The 19,422-nt window shown below is 47.6% G+C and carries 8 protein-coding genes and 4 pseudogenes; 5 read left to right on the top strand and 7 right to left on the bottom strand.

What is annotated here, in order from left to right; all coding sequences use genetic code 11:
* Nucleotides 1-119: 119 nt before the first annotated feature.
* Both LN737_RS22185 and LN737_RS22180 read right to left on the bottom strand, forming a co-directional pair.
* The gene (locus LN737_RS22185) at nt 120-572 is read right to left on the bottom strand and encodes a GNAT family N-acetyltransferase (protein ID WP_405512016.1); all 453 of its coding nucleotides are present in this window, start codon (nt 570-572) and stop codon (nt 120-122) included.
* Between the two features lie 76 nt (nt 573-648).
* Nucleotides 649-1,680, bottom strand: a complete 1,032-nt coding sequence (locus LN737_RS22180; RefSeq protein WP_405512014.1) for an RluA family pseudouridine synthase — start codon at nt 1,678-1,680, stop codon at nt 649-651.
* A gap of 107 nt (nt 1,681-1,787) precedes the next feature.
* Here LN737_RS22180 and LN737_RS22175 point away from each other — a divergent pair.
* A pseudogene (locus tag LN737_RS22175) lies at nt 1,788-2,727 on the top strand (1-aminocyclopropane-1-carboxylate deaminase/D-cysteine desulfhydrase).
* 47 nt (nt 2,728-2,774) lie between these two features.
* Nucleotides 2,775-4,037: an acyl-CoA dehydrogenase family protein gene (locus LN737_RS22170; RefSeq protein ID WP_405512012.1), complete on the top strand. Its 1,263-nt coding sequence runs from the start codon at nt 2,775-2,777 to the stop codon at nt 4,035-4,037.
* Nucleotides 4,038-4,314: 277 nt separating this feature from the next.
* Here the strand turns inward: LN737_RS22170 and LN737_RS22165 are convergent, their stop codons facing one another.
* The 4 genes and pseudogenes from LN737_RS22165 to LN737_RS22150 form a co-directional block, all read right to left on the bottom strand.
* Entirely contained in the window at nt 4,315-5,646 is a 1,332-nt protein-coding gene (locus tag LN737_RS22165; protein WP_405512010.1) for a M20/M25/M40 family metallo-hydrolase, read from the bottom strand.
* A 90-nt stretch (nt 5,647-5,736) separates the two neighbouring features.
* A pseudogene (locus LN737_RS22160) lies at nt 5,737-8,564 on the bottom strand (M14 metallopeptidase family protein).
* 413 nt (nt 8,565-8,977) lie between these two features.
* Nucleotides 8,978-10,251: pseudogene (locus LN737_RS22155) on the bottom strand (AGE family epimerase/isomerase).
* Nucleotides 10,244-11,257 carry a bifunctional heptose 7-phosphate kinase/heptose 1-phosphate adenyltransferase gene (locus LN737_RS22150; RefSeq protein WP_405512008.1) on the bottom strand — a complete coding sequence of 338 codons (1,014 nt, stop codon included), beginning with the start codon at nt 11,255-11,257 and terminating at the stop codon, nt 10,244-10,246. Before LN737_RS22150 ends, LN737_RS22155 begins: the two are co-directional and overlap by 8 nt.
* Nucleotides 11,258-11,411: 154 nt before the next feature.
* Here LN737_RS22150 and LN737_RS22145 point away from each other — a divergent pair, with 154 nt between their 5' ends.
* The 3 genes from LN737_RS22145 (at nt 11,412) to LN737_RS22135 (ending at nt 18,766) form a co-directional block, all read left to right on the top strand.
* Nucleotides 11,412-12,485 (top strand): phosphotransferase family protein, encoded by a 1,074-nt coding sequence (locus LN737_RS22145; RefSeq protein ID WP_405512006.1) that lies wholly within the window; start codon nt 11,412-11,414, stop codon nt 12,483-12,485.
* Between the two features lie 631 nt (nt 12,486-13,116).
* Nucleotides 13,117-17,202 carry an Ig-like domain-containing protein gene (locus tag LN737_RS22140; RefSeq protein WP_405512004.1) on the top strand — a complete coding sequence of 1,362 codons (4,086 nt, stop codon included), beginning with the start codon at nt 13,117-13,119 and terminating at the stop codon, nt 17,200-17,202.
* A 493-nt stretch (nt 17,203-17,695) separates the two neighbouring features.
* On the top strand, nt 17,696-18,766 hold the full coding sequence (locus tag LN737_RS22135) for a T9SS type A sorting domain-containing protein (protein WP_405512002.1): 1,071 nt from the start codon (nt 17,696-17,698) through the stop codon (nt 18,764-18,766).
* A 288-nt stretch (nt 18,767-19,054) separates the two neighbouring features.
* On the opposite strand, the pseudogene LN737_RS22130 reads toward LN737_RS22135, so the two are convergent.
* Nucleotides 19,055-19,422: pseudogene (locus LN737_RS22130) on the bottom strand (Sua5 family C-terminal domain-containing protein).

Below are 19,422 nucleotides of genomic sequence, written 5' to 3'. Positions count from 1 at the left end.
CCTGGTGTTTATGCTCGAAAGCACAAAGATAAGGAATTGAAGGAGGAAAGGAGAAAGCAGAAGGGATAAGGCAAAATCAAGGGGCCAATCCGGTTCCTTTCTCCCTTCTGCTTTTTGCTTTAAAAATCTAAATGGCAGTTCGTCCAGCCATCGTCGAAGCGGGTACCAAACTGGCGGTAGAAGCCAATGGCGGGCTCATTCCAGTCCAGCACCTGCCACATCATGCCCGTGCAGTTGGTTTCACGGGCGGTCTCGATGGTCGCGTCCAGGAGCAATTTGCCAATGCCATAGCCTCGAAAATCTTCTGTTACAATAATGTCTTCCAGGTACAGGCGTTTCCCTTTCCAGGTTGAATACCGAAAAAAGTACAACGCCATACCGACAATTTTTTTGCTGTCGGAGTCTTCAGCCATCAGCATGCCGAACAGTGGATTGGGGCCAAAACCATCCAGCGCCATTTGCTCGACGGTGTTTGTGACCTGATCGGCAGCTCGTTCGTAGACAGCTAGTTCCATAACTAATTCGAAAGCTTCAGGGATGTCTTCGAGGGTTCCGGGGCGGATTGAAATCATGTGGGTTAATAAATAGTGTAGTTTAAATAGTAGAAAATGAACGGCGGTAGGAAATTAGTAGATAATTGCCCATTTATCATTGTGAATTGTCCAATAATTTCCGCCATTTGTCAAGGGCGGCCTGAAAATCGCTGGGTAGGTCAGAGTCAAACTGGAGCCACTGGCGCGTGCGTGGGTGGGTAAAGCCAAGCGATTTGGCATGGAGCGCCTGCCGGGGTATTAGTTTGAAAGCGTTGTCGACAAAGGCTTTGTAGCTACCCACAGGATTACCGCGCAGAATGCGGTCGCCCCCATACATGGCGTCGTTGAACAGCGGGTGGCCGATGTGCTTGAGGTGCGCCCGAATCTGGTGAGTCCGTCCTGTTTCCAGTTTGCACTGAACCAGCGCAACGTAACGCAGCTCTTCCAGCGTCCTGTAATGCGTAACGGCCCATTTGCCTTTTGTTTCATCGTCGTAAATCGTCTGCACTTTCCGGTCACGTACCGACCGGCCAATGAAGCCTGTAATCGTGCCTACGGGTGGATTCGGTATGCCCCAGACCAGTGCATTATACGTGCGTTCGATGGTGTGCTCAAAAAATTGACGCGCCAGATGGGTCATGGCATATTCGGTTTTGGCAATTACCATCAGACCCGACGTATCTTTATCAATCCGGTGTACCAGACCAGGCCGGATGTTGCCGTTACGTGATGTAGGCAGATGTTGAAAATGGTAGACCAGCGCGTTGACCAGCGTACCGTCCCAGTTGCCGTGAGCTGGATGCACAACCATACCGGCCGGTTTATTAAGCACCAGCAGTTCGTCGTCCTCAAATACGATGGTCAGCGGGATATTTTCAGGCTTGATGTCGGTTTCGCGGGGAGGATGCGGCAGCGATATGGTAATGACATCCAGTGGTTTGATTTTGTAACTGGCCTTCGTCAGATTACCGTTTACCCGAACGGAATCTACGTCGATAGCAGCCTGGATTTTGGTCCGTGATGCATTGGGCAGGCGATCCATCAAAAATCGGTCGATACGTAGCAGACTCTGACCTTTATCCACCACAATGCGGTGATGTTCGTACAGTTCATCGTCTTCTGTAAATTCCTCAACGTCTTCCGTCATGATGGGTATTTTCTCGAAATGTTTGGCGAATTTACGGTATCATCCCGTAACCCGGACATCCTGCCTGCCTATTCAAGTCAATAGCGGGTAAAATAGCTGCATTCCTGATGCGAACTGATTTTGCCGAAATACTACGTGCCTTTCCTGCTGATTCGCCCCTGCAACTGCTTGATAATCCGTTTTCTGAACCCGTAGATATCCGTTTGTTTTTGAAGCGGGATGATAAGTTGCATCCGTCTGTGTCGGGGAACAAATGGCGTAAACTCAAATACAATCTACTGGCGGCCCATGAGCAGGGATTCGATACGTTGCTGACCTTTGGCGGAGCGTATTCCAATCACCTGTACGCAACAGCCGCTGCCGGTAAGGAACTGGGTTTTCAGACCATCGGAATCGTGCGGGGAAGAACTGGCAACACGGCCACGTAACAAAACATTACAGGCTTGTGAGGCCAGCGGAATGCGGCTCCATTTCATCAGCCGGGATGCATACCGCCGAAAAAATGACCCTGGCTTTCTGATTGAGCTGATGAGTCAGTTTGGCCCCTGTTACGTGCTGCCTGAGGGCGGCACCAACGAGTTAGCCATTCAGGGGGCAGCCGAAATTATTCCGGAACTAATCAGTCAGTTGGGTTACGTACCGCAGTACGTATGTTGCCCGGTCGGTACGGGTGGCACGTTGGCGGGGCTAGCCCGATCAGCGCCAGCGGAAACCACTGTGCTGGGATTTGAGGTGTTGCAGTTTGCCCGGGATTCGCCAGGCTCCCGTACATCAAAACCGGGAAACTTATTGCCTGAATTAGGTAACGTACAACCTATCAACGACTTCCATTTTGGTGGATACGCGAAAACCACGCCCGAACTGCTGGCTTTCATCCAGGCGTTTGAACGTAAAACCGGAGTGCTCCTTGAACAGGTTTATACCGGAAAGATGCTGTACGGTATATGGGCGCTTGTCCGGCAAGGCTATTTCCCATCCGGCGCAACCGTTGTAGCCGTACACACGGGTGGTTTGCAGGGGCGGAGTGAAAAGTTGGGCAAAGCATGAGTAAGACACTATAGCCTTTCTACCTTTGACGGGTAATTCGCATACGCATGGATACGATTTTTACGACTGAACGAGTCAGGCCTCTCCTGACGCAGGTGCGGGAGTTTGTTCAAACCGAGCTTATTCCATTGGAAGAGGGTTTTTCTCATCATAATCTCGGTACGTTGATCCCGATTCTTGATCAGAAACGGACACTGGTCAAGTCAGTGGGTTTGTGGGGGCTGGCTCTTTCCGAAGCGCAGGGCGGTCATGGACTAACGCTTTGTGAATTTGGGCAAATCAGTGAGGCATTAGCGCACGCCCCTTTTTTCGGACATTACGTATTTGGCTGTCAGGCGCCTGACATTGGCAACACCGAACTGCTACACAAATTCGCATCAGCTGAGTTGCGGGAACGGTTTTTGAAACCGCTGATGGCGGGCGAAATCCGCTCCTGTTTTTCCATGACCGAGCCAGAATTTGCCGGTTCGAACCCGACACGCATGGCTACACTGGCCGTACGGGAAGGAGATGAGTACGTAATTAATGGTCGAAAATGGTTTACCTCGTCAGCCGATGGAGCCGCCTTTGCTGTGGTGATGGCGGTGACCAACCCCGATGCGGCTCCGCACCAGCGAGCCAGTATGATTATCGTTCCGACCGATACTCCGGGCTTCAAAATTGAGCGGAATATTCCTGTATTTGGTGAAGCGGGTGAAGGCTGGTTTAGCCATGCCGAAGTGAGTTATACCAGCTGCCGGGTGCCGGTTTCGAACATCATTGCCGGTGAAGGAATGGGGTTTCGACTGGCTCAGGAACGCCTTGGGCCGGGGCGGGTTCACCACTGCATGCGCTGGATCGGTAACGCGGAAAAAGCACTGGATTTACTGTGCAAACGGGCCGCTACGCGTGAGATAGAAGACGGAATCATGCTAGGCGAAAAGCAGTTTATTCAGGATTTTATTGCCGAAAGCCGGGCCGAAATTGACGCATCCAGGCTCTACGTGCTTAACACGGCTCACATGATTGATACGGTTGGCGTAAGTAACGTACGCGACGCCGTGTCCGCAATCAAGTTCTACGTAGCGAACGCCTTTCTACGAGTACTCGACCGGGCCATTCAGGTGCATGGCGCTTTGGGCGTAACCGATGATACAGTCTTATCGGCTATGTATCGGCATGAACGGGGGGCTCGCATCTGGGACGGAGCCGATGAAGTTCACAAGCAAAATCTGGCAATCGGCATTCTCAAAAAATACGGGCTGGACGTCAAACAGAAAGCTCGTGAGCTGCAGCAGTTTCGCCAATTGATGAGCAGTCAGTTGTTATAAAAAACGTCCCGGACGGTCGATCGTTCGGGACGTGGCAAGAAGCTTCAATCCATCTGCTCTGGTTTCTACACCTGTGTCAGAATACCGCCTAACAAAGCTGCAAGAAGCAGAAGAGCTCCCTGATAAATGGTAATTTTCTGGATAGATAGTTTCATACGGTACAGTTTATGATGATGAGTAATTAAGAGGAATACTAGAATATGTTTATTATACGGTAATGGTTTGATTGATAAGCAATTATAAAAAGCGAATCCGAATTTTCCAATCAAAAAGGCAATTAATTTGACAGGCCGGTTTCGGCCAGTAGAACCAGTAGAATCCGCTGCATTCCCAATACGCCTTTGTCATTGAGCCACCATTCTTTGAGGGAGTGAGCCCCGCCACCCGTGCCGCCACTTCCGATCGTAATGGCCGGAATACCTTTGGCTATCGGTGTATTGGCATTCGTAGAACTCACGCTCAACTTTGGTTCTGCCTGAAGATATTTGGATGCCGCCATAGCTCGTTGCACCAGCGGAATTGTTGGTTCTACACGGCCGGAAGGGCGATCGCCAACCAGTTTTACGTCAACAGTCAAGTCAGGACCACGGCGTTTCATGGCATTTTCGTCTTTCAGTGCCCGCTGCACAGCCGCCTGCAACAGCTTGTCGATACCTGCCAGTTGTTCCGGGCTTTCCGACCGCATATCGACTTCCATCCACGATTCAAAAGGAATAGCATTAACGGACGTACCACCGCCGATGACACCAACACTATAGGTTGTTTTGACGCCCTGCTTCGTGAATTTGTCGGCCTCAGTTGTGAAATAATAAATGGCTTTTCCCAGCGCACCGTGCGGATTGACAATGCCAAATGCACCGTAGGAGTGTCCACCCGGCCCTTTGAACGTAATGCGATAGCGGTGTGAACCTAGCCCCCGATGGGTAATATTGTCAATGCCATGACCGTCGACGGCAATGTATGAATCAACCTTGGGGCCACCGGGTCTGAGCAGATGCTTCACCCCCCGCAAATCGCCTAAGCCTTCTTCCCCCACAGCGCCTACAAACAGTACGTCGGCATCGGTTTCTAAGTTGGCCTTTTCCATGCCTTTAAGAACAGCCAGCAAGGTGGTCAATCCCCGCGTATCGTCGCCCACGCCGGGCGCGTAAAGCGTATCGCCTTTCTGCTTCACGTTTACATCCGTTCCGGCCGGAAACACTGTATCCAGATGCGCTTCGACAACTACCGTTTTTTTGCCCGAACGTCCTTTTCGTTTGGCCAGTACGTTGCTGACTTCATCAATCCAGACCGAATCTGCACCAGCTTCCCTGAGCATCGCTGCAAATTTTTTGGCACGTTCGGCTTCTTTAAAAGGTGGAGATGGGATTTCGGTTAGCGTAATAAGGTCCTTTTTCGTTTGTGGCTCAAGTTCGTCGAAGGCTTTAAAAGCAGCCTGTACAGCAGGGCGTTTGGCCAGCGTATTGATTTGCGTCTGGTACTGCTTATCGATAGGTACTACTTTTTTTGATTCTTCATCATCCGATTCCTCCTGCGCGAATACCTGCGGAGATGCAATGGCCAGCAACATTGAGCCCGCAAACGTGGCTACTTTAACGAACTTATCCATGGGCTTACAAAATTCTCCCCACCCCTGACATCAAGGGTGGGGAGAGAGGTGTTTTAATTGAGAAAACTGTATGTTTCGTCAGGAAGACTATTATTCTTCAGCTACGTGATCATTGCTTTGAGAACCAGAGGTACCTGTGCTATAGAGCTGGTTGAAGAGAAGCTTAAACGTTCCCTGCGCCTGTGCTCTGAACGTGATTTCGGGGCCGAACGCATAGAATTTGCCGGAACCAACAGGAGCCATGAAAGCGGCAACACCATCCTGCAGATATGATTGCCCCCAGGCCCAGCCACTACGTAATGGTTTGTTGGTATCAAACCAGGCCAGTGGTACTACGGTGCCTTTGGCAATGGCTTCAGGAGCCAGCTTAAAGACGGGGCTAGCATCGAAATATACGTCTGTCTGGTTGGGAAGGCCCCAGGTGGCATGTTGCGTAGAGTCCAGACTTACCCGCAAAACGCTACCCGGAATGTAAAACTTCTCACCAGGCAGCGGTTTCTCGACACCCGCACTCGTCATTTCTGTCAGTGCGTTTTTAACGGGCAATCCCAGATGGTAAGCCAGATTGGTGCTGGAGCCAACGGTCACGACAGTGCCACCCGCTTCCAGGAACGTTTTCAACTGGGGAATCGACTTGGATGCGGTGATCTTACCCAACCGTGGCCGGTATTCAGCTGGAGTGGTTTCTTCTTTTGGCTCCCCACGTGAGAGGGCGCTGAAAATATCGTCTTCTTTTCCCCCAACTGCTGGTATAGCGCGCGTTACGAAAACGATAACATCATATTTTTTCCGGAGATCACCGGCGTCAATATCCTGCGGGTAAATTACTTTCATGGGGAAGTGATACTGCTCCATCAGCCAGCGTACCCAACCCGAAGGCATTGAACCACCGTACGTATCCCACAAGGCTATCCGCATCGGCGATACTTTGATCATAGACGTACCGGGTTTTTTCGTGAGGCCCGTTACTTCCAAATCGAGATCTTTAGCCGATTTGTCCAGTAACGATTTTGCTTTGGCGGATGCGGGTACATAAAATGCGCCAGATTCTACAGACGATTTTCCGCCGGTTCCGTTGGGTAAACGATACACATCAATACCTGATGCCAGCAGATCGTTGACCGCGATAAAGGAGTTGTTCGCTTTGGCGCTCAGTACGTACCCGGCGCTCGGTGTGCCATTTACGTGACCTTCGGGCGATTGAAGTTCACCATACGGAAGCTTTTTGAAGGGACCATCGAAACTATCCAGAATACGGTCGAACTTGACGTTCATCAGGTAAGCCAGTGTCCAGCCAGCGGCATCATACGGGCGAACGGGCGGGCCACCCGGATACTGGAAATCGTTGGGGTGATCCTGTGGTTCAAACATATCCAGAACGTGCGGACGGAATGCCTGATCGGTTTTCACTACGTAGGAGCCAGATGGATATTTTTTGCCAGCAACCGTAAAGTCGGACGTAGCCTGCTGAATTTGAATACCTGTTCTGATCAGGGCATTGACAAATTTTACCGCTGTAGCAAAATCCGGTTGATTGGCGGGAATAATAAATCCGCGGGGATCGCGCTGAGCAGGCGCTTTCATTATCGTATCGTAATATTTGATGGGCATACCACCACCTCTCGGAACAAACCCATACTGCGCTAAAGCCGCGTTGGTTGGCGGAACTACCTTTTTCGGGTCGTTTTTGTACGCTTCATCAATAGCATCGATGCGTTTGGGTGAAAGCGCCCAGTAATCCTTGCTGCCTCGGTCAATGGAGTTTTTCCCCATGCGGTAAATATTGAACAGCAATTCATCGCCGTAGCGAGCTGCGTAGTTCAGAACAGCATAATTTAACGAAAGCGAATAATCGATCGACTGCTTGAAATGCCACTTTTGGGGCGTAACGGGAAAAGGCGTATTCCCATTGGGAATCAGGCGTTTCGGCACCAGCGGAATATCTTCTGGCGTTGGACCACCAATAATTTCGGTGAGCAACCCAATCATGTTATGAAAGTGGGTCGTCGTCCGTAAGCCACCGTTATACCAGGTTGAGAACACCGAGCCACCCAAACGAGTAAAACCGGGTTTATTTTCGGCATTCAACCGGTTGATCATGGCGGCACCAAGCGCATCGATACCCGTGACCATCAGTGGGTCAAAAACGTAGTTGAAGGGATCGCGATAGGGGGGCCTGCCAGCACCGAACCAGCCGGGCCACTTTGGTGGTGATTGTACATGATTTGCGGGATCCACTCGACAAACAGCTGGCGGCCAATGTTTTGCGTTTCCTTCATGTTCATGATGAAAAAATCGCGGTTGTTGTCGTGCCCAACGTATTTCTGATACAGCCGGGGCAGGTGATCTAATACGCGTTTTTCAGCCTTGGGTTCGCGCATGTACCAGTTCGAGACAATTTCCTGCCCATCCGGATTGGCGTGGGTGAGCAGAATGATGTCTTTATCCAGAATCCGCATGGTTTCAGGGTCTTTGCGGCTCGTGAGCTGCCAAACAGTTTCAATCAGCTGATGCGTTCCAACCGTCTCGGTTGCGTGCAGACCCCCATCAATCCAGACAATGGCTTTGCCTTCATTTGCTAATACCTGAGCCTGCTCGTCGGTGAGGTTTTCAGCCCGGGCAAGCTTTTGGGAAATCTCTTTGTACCGATCTAGTTTCTTCAGGTTTTCGGGCGACGAAACGATCAGCATGAGTTGATGTCTGCCTTCTTCTGTCAGGCCAATGTCAACCAGTTTCACCCGGTCGGAAGCTGCGGCCACCTTTCTGAAATAAGCCTCAGTTTGAGTATACGTAGCGAGTTGGTAATCATCGCCAATGTTGAACCCGAAATGCTCTTTGGGAGAAGGTATCGTTTGAGCCAGCGTGGGGCTCAGGTTAATAACCAGCAGGACAAAGAGTGAGTAAAAAGAATAACGCATTGTTGAGATTTAGTTGAGGTTTGTTTTATGGTTTATTGATGGGTATGGTTTCTAGCTATACGTATTGAAATTCGGCGGACTGCCCGCGGGTAGAGCAGATATAGGTATAAAATGAGCCAGCCTGATAAGCTTGAGGATAAAGTTAAGTAGGAATTAAGTAAGCTAAATTGCTTTCAGAGGATTAGTAATGAATAAAGTTCATGAAAATTGTTAAAAATATATTTTATATTAAAAATGTATTATTGAAAGGCTTGTTAACGGAATATTATATTAATAAATAAGATAGTTAAGATAGAATGTTCTAAAGGTGCCAAAAGAAGGGTAGATTCAGAATTAACAGCAGCAATTGGCTGATACGTAACGGCCCCATCAAACGAAAGGGCTGTTACGTAAAGCCAAGAATTCTGACCGAATTATTGGGCTTTTGCTGATAAAGCGTCTAACCGACGTATCGATTGCACCACCGAACGTACCGTATGGTAATTGATTTTCCAGGAATGACTCATATGTGTCCAGATCGGAACTCCCTGACGGGTCATGAGCGGCCACCATTCGCCAACCTGATGATTGATCATTTTATCGACGACAAACCGATGGACATTGGCGTAGGCTTTCCAGTAGATTTCATCGCTGAAGAGCCGGTAAGCATCCAGTAAGCCGATAAGAACTTCTGCCTGCTGCCAGAATTCTTTCTCGCGATCATACACTTCACCACTGTGCGACCCTTCAACAAAAACACCCCCATATTCCCAGTCGATTCCATGTTCAACCGCATGGGTAAACGATTTCAGCAACTGATCACGGTACGTTTCTGGCGGGGTTCCGAGTATATCCAGCGCATGAAGCAGCAGCCAGGCAAATTCAACATTATGTCCGTAACTGGTATTGTCTTCTGCCGCCCGTTTAACCCCATCTTCCGTAAACCGATCCCAGCCCCAGATTACGTCAAATTTGATTTGGGGCGCAACCTGCCAGTCGGCCCAGAACTGAGGAATGCCAGTACCATAGGTTGGGTGCATAATTTTACCAACCAGCAGATCAATTACTTCCTGAAGTTTCCGGCGATGAATGGACTGACGGGTGCATTCATAGAGCGTAGTAAAGGCTTCCATTAGGTGCATGTGCGCATCGAGGGTTTTGCGATCACCACCTGCCGTACCCGGACCTTTCAGTGTCCAGTCGCGATGAAACATTTCAAAATAACCACCGTAGCAGGTATCCGACGCATACTTCTGTAGCAGATCGAATACCTTCTGAGCGTATTCTACCCGCGGGGATCGCCGGTTGCCAGTGTGTATTCACTCAGGCAGTAGATCGCAAAACTTTGTCCGTACACAATTTTCTGATCGATCAATACCTCGCCTTTTCGATTGGTCATCCAGTAAAAGCCGCCGTGTTCTTCATCCCACATACGGTTCAGCAAATAATTTACACCATGACGAGCCAAATCGGCCAGTTTCCCATCGCCGTACCCGGCCCGGTGCGCCGACGCATATGTATAGATTGAACGGGTTTGGGCAATAAGCGATTTCTCGTCTTCGCCCGAATCATTGCCGTACTGATCAAAGTGAGTAATGAACCCACCGTTTACGTAGTCGGCGGCTCGCGCTGTCCAGAAGGGGAGTAGTTCAGTCGTTAGATGCGTATGCAGTTCCTGACGATACTGCTGAAACGTTTCGTTAGTCATGGGAGGAATAGGTATGATGCAGATCCAGAATTTCAGGTAAGCTGGCTGTGCCTGTTTGAGCCAGTTTCTGAACGGTTACGGCCGCTGCGAGATTAGCTATTGTTAAACATTGTAAAGCCGAAGCACCCGCTCCAAGACAGGCTGCCCAGGTGGCCACAACCGTGTCGCCAGCCCCAACTGTATCGAGTTCGCCCTGGAGAGGTAGTCCGGCAACCTGTTGAATACCGTTTGTGTCCAGATATAGAATGCCTGACTGGCCGCGTGTAATCAGGAGTGCCCCTTCACTACGTTCCCGAAAGGTGTTTCCGTGTTCAATGCACCAGTTAAGGTCTGGATGGTCCGGGTGTTCTACAGTCAGGAAATGCGCCAGCTCGGCGGTATTCACTTTTAATACGCCCCCGCGAATGTGCTGCCCAACATCACGCATGTCCGCAACAAATTGCACAGTTGAAAAGCGAGCCATTAGGCTATTGATCCGGTCTATTCGCTTCTGTGATAACAGGGGATTCGCAAATTGCTGATTGATAATCAATACATCCAGTACTGACAGCGACTGTTCCAGCCCCGCTATCAGGGCATCAAAACGTTCGTCCGACAAAGTATTGGCCGTACCAAAATCAATGCGATTTGTTTCCTGCCCGGCCCGGTTCGGCTTTGTATAAACACAGGTGTCCCAATCCGTCGGTACTACGTGCAGATGCTGTGTATCGACCCCCATTTGATTGAACAGATACTGCATTTCGCGCCCGAACAGGTCGTTGCCAACGCAGCCAAACACCTGAATGTGCGAAACCCCCAGTGCGGCCAGATTCTGGACAATATTGCCGGCGGCACCCAGCGACGCCCTGGGTTGGCTGCCCCAGAATACGTCCCGACCTGTTTCCAGCGAACGCTCACCAGTATCGGTTTGAAGAGTAAAATATAGATCAATTGCAAAGTCGCCGACGACACCAATCTTCAACCGATCGAACTGTTGAAAAAGGGTGCGGATTTCGGTGGAGTTCATTAGGGCAGTATACGATTTATTAGTAGGTTGGATGCGTCAACGTACCAGGATTGACAAACCAGATGTGATCAGATTGGCTAGTAAAGTCAGTGGATGGGCCTGGGCTACTCAGTTCATTCGGTTGGTTTATTATTCACCCTACTACGTATTAACTATGCAGGCTCCTGATTCTCACCGGCCCGTTCGATCAGGCGAAGAACTTGACGTACACCTATTGAATAAATACCTTGTGAATCATGAACCTCAGATCGGCCCAGTTCTGGAAGTACGTCAGTTTCCGGGTGGTTTCTCTAACCTGACGTACTGGCTCAAAACGGCTGAGCAGGAATACGTACTGCGACAGCCGCCATTTGGTGCCAATATTAAAGGTGGACACGATATGGAGCGTGAATTCCGGGTGCTGTCTCTGCTAAAAGGGCATTACCATACAATTCCCGAACCTATTCTGTATTGCGCTCAATCCGACGTATTGGGCGCACCCTTCTACATAATGAAGCGCGTGTCAGGAATTATTCTGCGGGCGTCGATGGCGCCGTCTCTTTCGCTCGTACCTGAGCAGATGCGTCAGTTATCGGAAATTTTGGTCGATAACCTGGTGGCGATTCATAGCTTAGCCATTGAAGAGACCGGGTTAATTCAGTTAGGAAAGCCTGAAGGGTACGTTCAGCGACAGATAGAAGGTTGGATCAGGCGTTACCGGGCCGCTGAAACGGATAGCATTCCGGCAATGGATCGTACGGGCGAATGGCTGCAGCAAAACTATCCTCCTGAACAATCACCAGCATTTTTACACAATGATTACAAGTATGATAACGTAGTGCTAGGTGCCGATGAGCTTACAGGCGAACCTATTCCACTCATAAAAGGCGTACTGGACTGGGAAATGGCCACTGTTGGAGACCCGCTCATGGACCTGGGTGCTACGTTGGCTTACTGGTCGGAAATAAGCGATAGTCCGGCTTATCGAAATTTCAATTTGACCTGGCTGCCCGGCAATCTGACCCGGCAGGAAGTCGTAACCCGTTACGCCGAACGTAGCGGTCGGAATCTGACCCACATTTTATTTTACTACGTGTTCGGTCTTTTCAAAAATGCTGTAATCGCCCAGCAGATTTATGCGCGCTGGAAACAGGGACATAGCCGGGATGCTCGCTTTGGCCATTTATTGCCGATGATTGTCGAGCTTGCCAATAAAGCTGTTGATTCAATTCAAACAGAAAAAATCTAGCACCAAAAAAAGTTTAAAGTACTTTAAATCAGGCTCAAAACGAAATTTCATTGGCTTCGTTTCGAGCCTGATTTGCTGAAATATATCCCTATAATTGATGTTACAACACGTTAATAAATATAAAATTTAACGTAGATACATATATTTCTCTCTTCCCGATAAAGTACAAAATTCAGGCAATCAATTGTACCGACTAATGGTGATAAATTTTCATATAAGTAGCTGATAAACTATTAATTAACTACACTAGAGACATAAACTAAGAAGTTACTATATTATTAAAAGATAAACTATATATAAATAGTGTAATTATTTGACTTTTGTTTATAATAGTAATTAATACAGAAAAATATTCTAATAATTATATTTTATTCTTGCCTGCCTCTATTTATAGCTACATCTGATCAAGTGATCAATAATATTGGTCATAAAAATTATTTGAAAAAAACAATCCAATGCTACCTTTGTTTCGTAAATAGTAACATCTGTTCGTTACTATTAGCATATTTGACCCATTAAACGCATAAATTAATTAACCAATCAGTTTGTAGTCAGTTGATTGACTTCCATAAGTGTCCTTATGGGTAAGATAAAGTCAGTCGCACACAATTCACATTAACCTCTTTTTCCTATGAAATTATTTTACATCCGTACCCAGTCCAGGATTTTTCAGTATTTGTTTTCCTGGAGTCTGCTCATTGGTTTAATGGTGGTATCGACGTGGTCGGTAGCACAGCAGAACAATTTGCCCTGTAACATTGATGGATCTACGCCATTTATACCGCCAACGTTCGGCAGTTTTAGTGTTAATACCAGTGCAAATGGTGGGATTGGCGTCGCGTACTGGGAAAATAATTCGCCATGTTCATTTGGATTGCCTTTGGGATGTGGCAGTTTAAATATTGCCGCAAATGTCATCAACAGTACGACAACGGACTTCGCCAGCGTTCACCTTACCGGCATAGGAGCTACAGCCAGTCTGACAGTAACGGAAGGAACGAATACCTATTCAGGTGGAAATTTTGCCGGTTTTGTCATCAAAAACTCCGCACTCATTGGAGGCAGTCTATTAGGCGCCATTACCATCAGTACTTACAATAATGGGAGTTTTGTAGAGGCAAGCACGTCAAGCTCCTTATTAGGTGTTAATTCATCGTTGGTTTCGGGGGCTTATGAAGTAGGATTTATCACTAAGCAGCCATTTGATGCAATACAAATCACATTCGGAGGCCTGGCAAGTGCACAAGTTTATGATGTGTATTATGCTGTTATGCGTCGATTCTGTACGGGGCCAACCTTAGCCTGTAATGTGAAAACGCCGGTTGTTACTACGTCCAATCCGGCTTCGACAACCGGTTTTCCCGTTGCCATTGAACCCAGCCATACCGGAGTTAGCGGAGTTAGTACGTATACGATTGTCAATGCTAAAAATATAATTGACTCTGATCTAACGAACTCCGCCAGTATTTCATCGCCAACGATTGTTAATGTAAGCGGTGTGAGTAGCGTTTCCATAGCCATAAAAGATCAGGTGACGGATTATCCGGCTACTACGTTTGCCGGTTTCGATATACAAAGTAATGTGTTGGCCGGATTGGGAGTCCTGAACAGGATAGTCATTAAGACGTACCTGGATGGTACACTTCGTCAAACGGTGCCGGGGAGTTCGCTGTTGGTATCGGCGCCCATTTTAAGTTCGTCAGGTCGGCAAACGATTGGCTTTGTAGCGAGTCTATCCTTCGATGAAGTGCAGCTCATTCTTGAAACCCCTGCCAACCTGAGCATCGGGACAACACAAATTTATAGCGCTATCTTCAGAACGTTCTGCGAAGGCACGACTCTGGCCTGTAATACGTCAACGCTTTTAAACGAGTCGACCCAGCCAGTTTTGATTGATATTACCAATACAGGAACATCAGGCGCGGTTTGCGTAAACTGTACGGTTAGCGATGCACAGAACGCAATTGATGGAAATGCGACAACGGCAGCTTCTATTAGTCTGGCTGCGGGGGCAGGAACTACGGCATCACTCGCTGTAAAGAAAGTGCTGACAAATTATCCCGTTAATACGTTTGCCGGATTCGATATTGAAAATCCTGTGTTGATTGGTGCTAACGTATTGAGTGGCATTACGATTCAGACCCTTCTGGATGGAAATCCGGTTCAAACCGTGAATTCCACTAATGGTCTGGTTTCCCTCAACTCATCGGTTTTATCAGGTACAGGTCGTCAAACAGTTGGCTTCGTGGCCAGCTCAGAATTTAATGGAATCAAAATTACACTAACCAACGGAGCCAGTCTGGATCTGGGGCAAACCAAAATTTACAGCGCCATTGTTAAAAAATTCTGTACCGCTGCCAATCCTGTTTGTGGCACGATGACAAACCTTAAAAACCCAACTTATCCGGTTTATGTGAACAGCAAAAATACGGGTGTGGGCTCGGTAGCATGCGCTGGTTGTACGATCAACAATTCTGAGAATGTTATTGATGGCGCAACTACTTCCCCCGCAACGATTGTGCTGGGTGCAGGTGTTGCTTCTTCCGCCACTTTTTCTGTCGCTAACGCTATCGATACGTATCCGGCCGAGACATTTGCCGGTTTTGATATTGAAAGCAGTACATTGTTGGGTGTAAATCTGGCAGGCAGCACGACCATTACGCTGTATAATAATGGAACGGCTGTTCAGAGCGGTACAGGAACGGCCCTGTTAGCGGGAGCCACTCTGTTATCAGGTAATCGTCAGGTGATTGGAACAGTGGCTCAGGTTCCCTTTGATGAGATCAAAATTGAATTTAATCAATTAGGGAGTGCCAATCTGGGTACAATCAGTATTTACCAGGCAGTTATTCAAACTTCCTGTGTTACGGCTGTTGCCTGTAATCAGACGCGTTATTTAAGCGCCCCAACATTCTCCGCTGTTGTGGAAGGCACCCGGACAGGTTTCTCCGGAGCAGCCACTGCCGGTGATAATTATATTCAGGACCCCTGGAATGTGGTGACGGCCAGCACGACTGATTTTGCCCGCATAGCCAACATCGCTGGTGGCGCTGTAACAGCATCTATCTCTGTTGCCGATCCGGCGAATGTGTATCCGGCTGGTACGTTTGCCGGTTATACGATCAACAAAGGAGCGTTTGTTGTATCGGCTGATTTATTCTCGCGGTTTACAGTAAGAACCTATCTGAACGGTGTCCTTCAGGAATCACGTTCAGGGGGCAACCTTCTTGACCTGACCGTATTTCTGCAGCTTTTTGGCACCCCCAGCAACTTCTATAATGTCGGGTTTGTAACAACCAAGCCATTTGATGAGATCCAGTTAAGTGTAGGCTCGCTGGTAGGAGCACTGGCCCAGTTTGTAGATGTGTATGGTGCCTTTGTGGATACACGGACGTCTTCAAACGGGGGTAGTCTGGTTTGTAATTTCGTGCTCAATCCCGACTTTAACGTAACAACGAAAAAGATACCTGTGTCGGGCAATGTAAGCACTAATGACATCGTGCCTGCAGGAACAACCTACGGTACACCAACGGCCAGCAGTGGCAATCCTACAGGTGCTACCATTACACTAAATTCAAATGGTGTGTACAGTTTCACGGCCACGAACCCAGGTTCCTATACTTACTCAGTACCAGTGTGTGCTACGGGACAAACGACCTGTCCGGTTACTCCATTGATTATTACAGTGCTAGACGTAGTTTCAACAACCAACATACCCGTTGCAAATCCTGATTATGCCAGTGTACAAAGCTCAACGGCAGCAGCAGGTAGCGTAACTGTGAATGTACGGGCTAATGATGGTCCGGGAAACACAGGGGGTACATTGAACATTCCAACAATTATTTCAGCACCAACTCATGGTTCGGCTACTGTAGATGGAACCGGTAACGTAATCTATACGCCAGCTACAGGGTATATTGGTGATGATGTGCTGACGTATCAGGTTTGTGAAACACCGGGCGGTCTTTGTTCGAGTGCACAGGTTACCATTCATGTAACAGCGCCTGGCAGCAGTACGGTAACGGTTGTTGACGATTATGCTAAAACGAGATCAGGCGTAGCAGTGACCGGAAATCTGCTGACCAATGATCAGGGGAGTGGGTTGACCGTTTCAAATGCTGGTACAATTGTTAGTTCGCTGGGTACACTGGTAATCTCTTCGACGGGGAGCTTCTCATTCACACCTGTGTCAACTGTTACGGGTCCGGTGGACTTTACTTACACCGCCTGTGACAACTCAACCACAGCAGTCTGTGGTACGGCTACTCTGCATGTATTGGTAACGCCTGCACCAGATTTAACGCCAATTATCTATGCGCGACCGTCTACAGTCTACGGAACGACAAACATTAGTGTAGTAGTTGATGTTTATGAACTAAATTCAATTTCGACAAACGGAACAGTTACTGTTAAGCTTACCAGAGATCCTAAACTGGCGTTGAGTTTTCCAGGTACAGCAAATTCCGTTGGTGGACGTGCGGTAAACAATGGTGTGTGGAGTTTTGATGATACGTCAGACGAAGACTATTATATACTTACAACCAATCAGAGTATAGCCGCTGGAAATGTTCTTTCGTTTGGATTAACGGGCACATTGACGCCAGGAGCTACTACAGGTACTATTGTATTGACCGCAGTTGTAGAAGCTGACAGTGGTGGACAGGTGAATTTGATTAATAATACGGACGCTGATCGAATACAATACTTTCAGCAATAGCTTGTAACAATTGCTAGTAGGCATAAACTAATTGATAAGTATGCCTACTAGCAGTCGTAGTATAGTAATTTTTATACTACTTTTAACAGGTTAGATAATTGAGTGGGCCGTTCAATAATGTTTTTTACTATTTCGGCTATGAATTGTAATAATTAAGTGCGACGGAAAGTAAATCAAAGTGAAATTTACTTGACTTAATACTTTTATTTAATATTTTTGGCACGGAGAATAGAATGTACGCTTGTTGGAAAGACTGTTAAGGCTCTAATACGTATGCATTTTTGGTCCATGTTTATTTTTTGCACAGGTAAACGAGAGCTTGATTTTCTGGCCTGTGCGCCTAGTTGAGGATGGTTGCTGATTAAAGTGACTATATGACAGAAGCAGTGCCGAAACCGATAAAATAGATTTTTGCAACGAACCAATTTTATTAATTAACCAGGCGGTTTCAGCTCTGATCCAACTACAACCGCTAAAACCTGAAAACACAATTATGATTAAAATTAGATTTACTCTGCTTGGATTGGGAATGCTGCTGATGTCTTTAAAAGGACTGGCGCAGACTCAAGCAAATCCCGCCATTACCGCTGCAACCTTATCACCAACGACTCCGTTAGCGGGTGTAGGTGCTCCTTTTTCAATGACCTTTACCATTGGTACAAATGGCGGCAGTGAAGGCCTATCTGGTGCAACCATATCAGAGAAAATGGGATTCAGCGTTTGTTTAGGAAAAGCTAACTGGGCCACAGGTGACGCTTTAACGTCAGTATCCGGTTCTCTACTAAGCAAGTTTACATTATCCCTGAATGGCACAACGGGTTGCTTGGACGGACTTCAGAGTGCTCCGCTTGCAGCTACTGAATTGCTTGATTTAGTAGTTAATGCAACCGTTACTACGTTGAGTACCACTACCGCCACGGCCGACATTGGTGCTTCCTGCAACATTGCTCCAGCGCCTTCCACAAATGGATATAATCCAACAACTGATGATTTTAAATCCGTATACACTACAACCGCTACGGCTCTTCCCGTTTCATTAGTAAATTTTTCCGCTCAGGCAGAGTCAGACCGTACTGTATTGGTTAAATGGACGACCAGTTGGGAAAAAGCCAACAAAGGTTACGTAGTAGAGCGTAGCAAAGATTTGAGAAATTTTGAAAATATTGGTGAGGTAACGGACGTAGCAGGAACAAGCAACAGTGTAAACACATACCGGTTTGTCGACCCCAACCCATACCGGGGCACAAGCTATTATCGCTTACGTCAGGTAGATCTGGATGGTAGCATCCGTACTTATGACGCTAAGTCGGTCGTTATTGATGGTCGTTATGGCGTCTATCCAAATCCAGTAGCTAATCAGAACTTTACTCTGGAACTGGATGAACCCACCACAGCGGTCTTACGCTTATACAATGCCACTGGTAGCGAACTGGGGGTTATGAAATCAGAACAAACTGAAGTAAGTACAAAAGTAACTCCTTCAACAAAGTTGGCCACTGGGGTTTATGTCCTAACGGTCGAAGAGCGGGGCACAACACGTAAACATCGTTTAGTGGTGCAGTAAGCTCAAATCGTGAGTAAAATAGGGCAGAACCAATTAATGGACTTAAAAAGAAATATCCAATGACTAGGAACATACAAAACAAAAAGCGCAACACCGTTAAAAAGGCATATAAGAGTCCCCAACTGAAAAATCTTGGTAGTGTAAAAGCACTGACTTTAAAGTTGGGTTCTAATACTGATATGCAGAGTGGGCACATCTAATAGAAGTAATTAAAAAGGTACTTCTATTTCAATACTGGTTCTTGCGTTTATTGCAAGAACCAGTATTTGTTTATTTACATTTTGCTGGCTAAGGCTCAACACTAGCTCGCCGGAGCCGATCATTGATTGCCCATCCTAAGCCTTCGTTTGGAAGCGGTTCAGCATAGATAACGCGGATGGGTAGGGAGTCCAAAGTCCTTAGATGAGCAAATAGGTTTTTTGCAGCTTCATTTAAATCACCAGTGGGGGAGAGTATTCGTTGATAGTCATCACGTAATCCACCAAATGGCTCGCGGAAGGCCAGTGCTCCAGCCTGGGTATTAGGGGGGGCGTCTCTCCGGGAGATAAAAGAATCAGTGGTTTGCGAGGAGCGTAATGACTGCTCAACATGCCTGGAGCTTTTGGGTTAGAAGTCGAATGGGTCTGTACGGAAACGGGCCCGACTACGTTTTCGAT

This window comes from Spirosoma sp. KNUC1025, from assembly GCF_045160025.1.
Classification (GTDB): domain Bacteria; phylum Bacteroidota; class Bacteroidia; order Cytophagales; family Spirosomataceae; genus Spirosoma.
The sequence above is the reverse complement of the archived record's forward strand: the minus strand, read 5'-3'. Positions and strand labels throughout refer to the sequence as shown.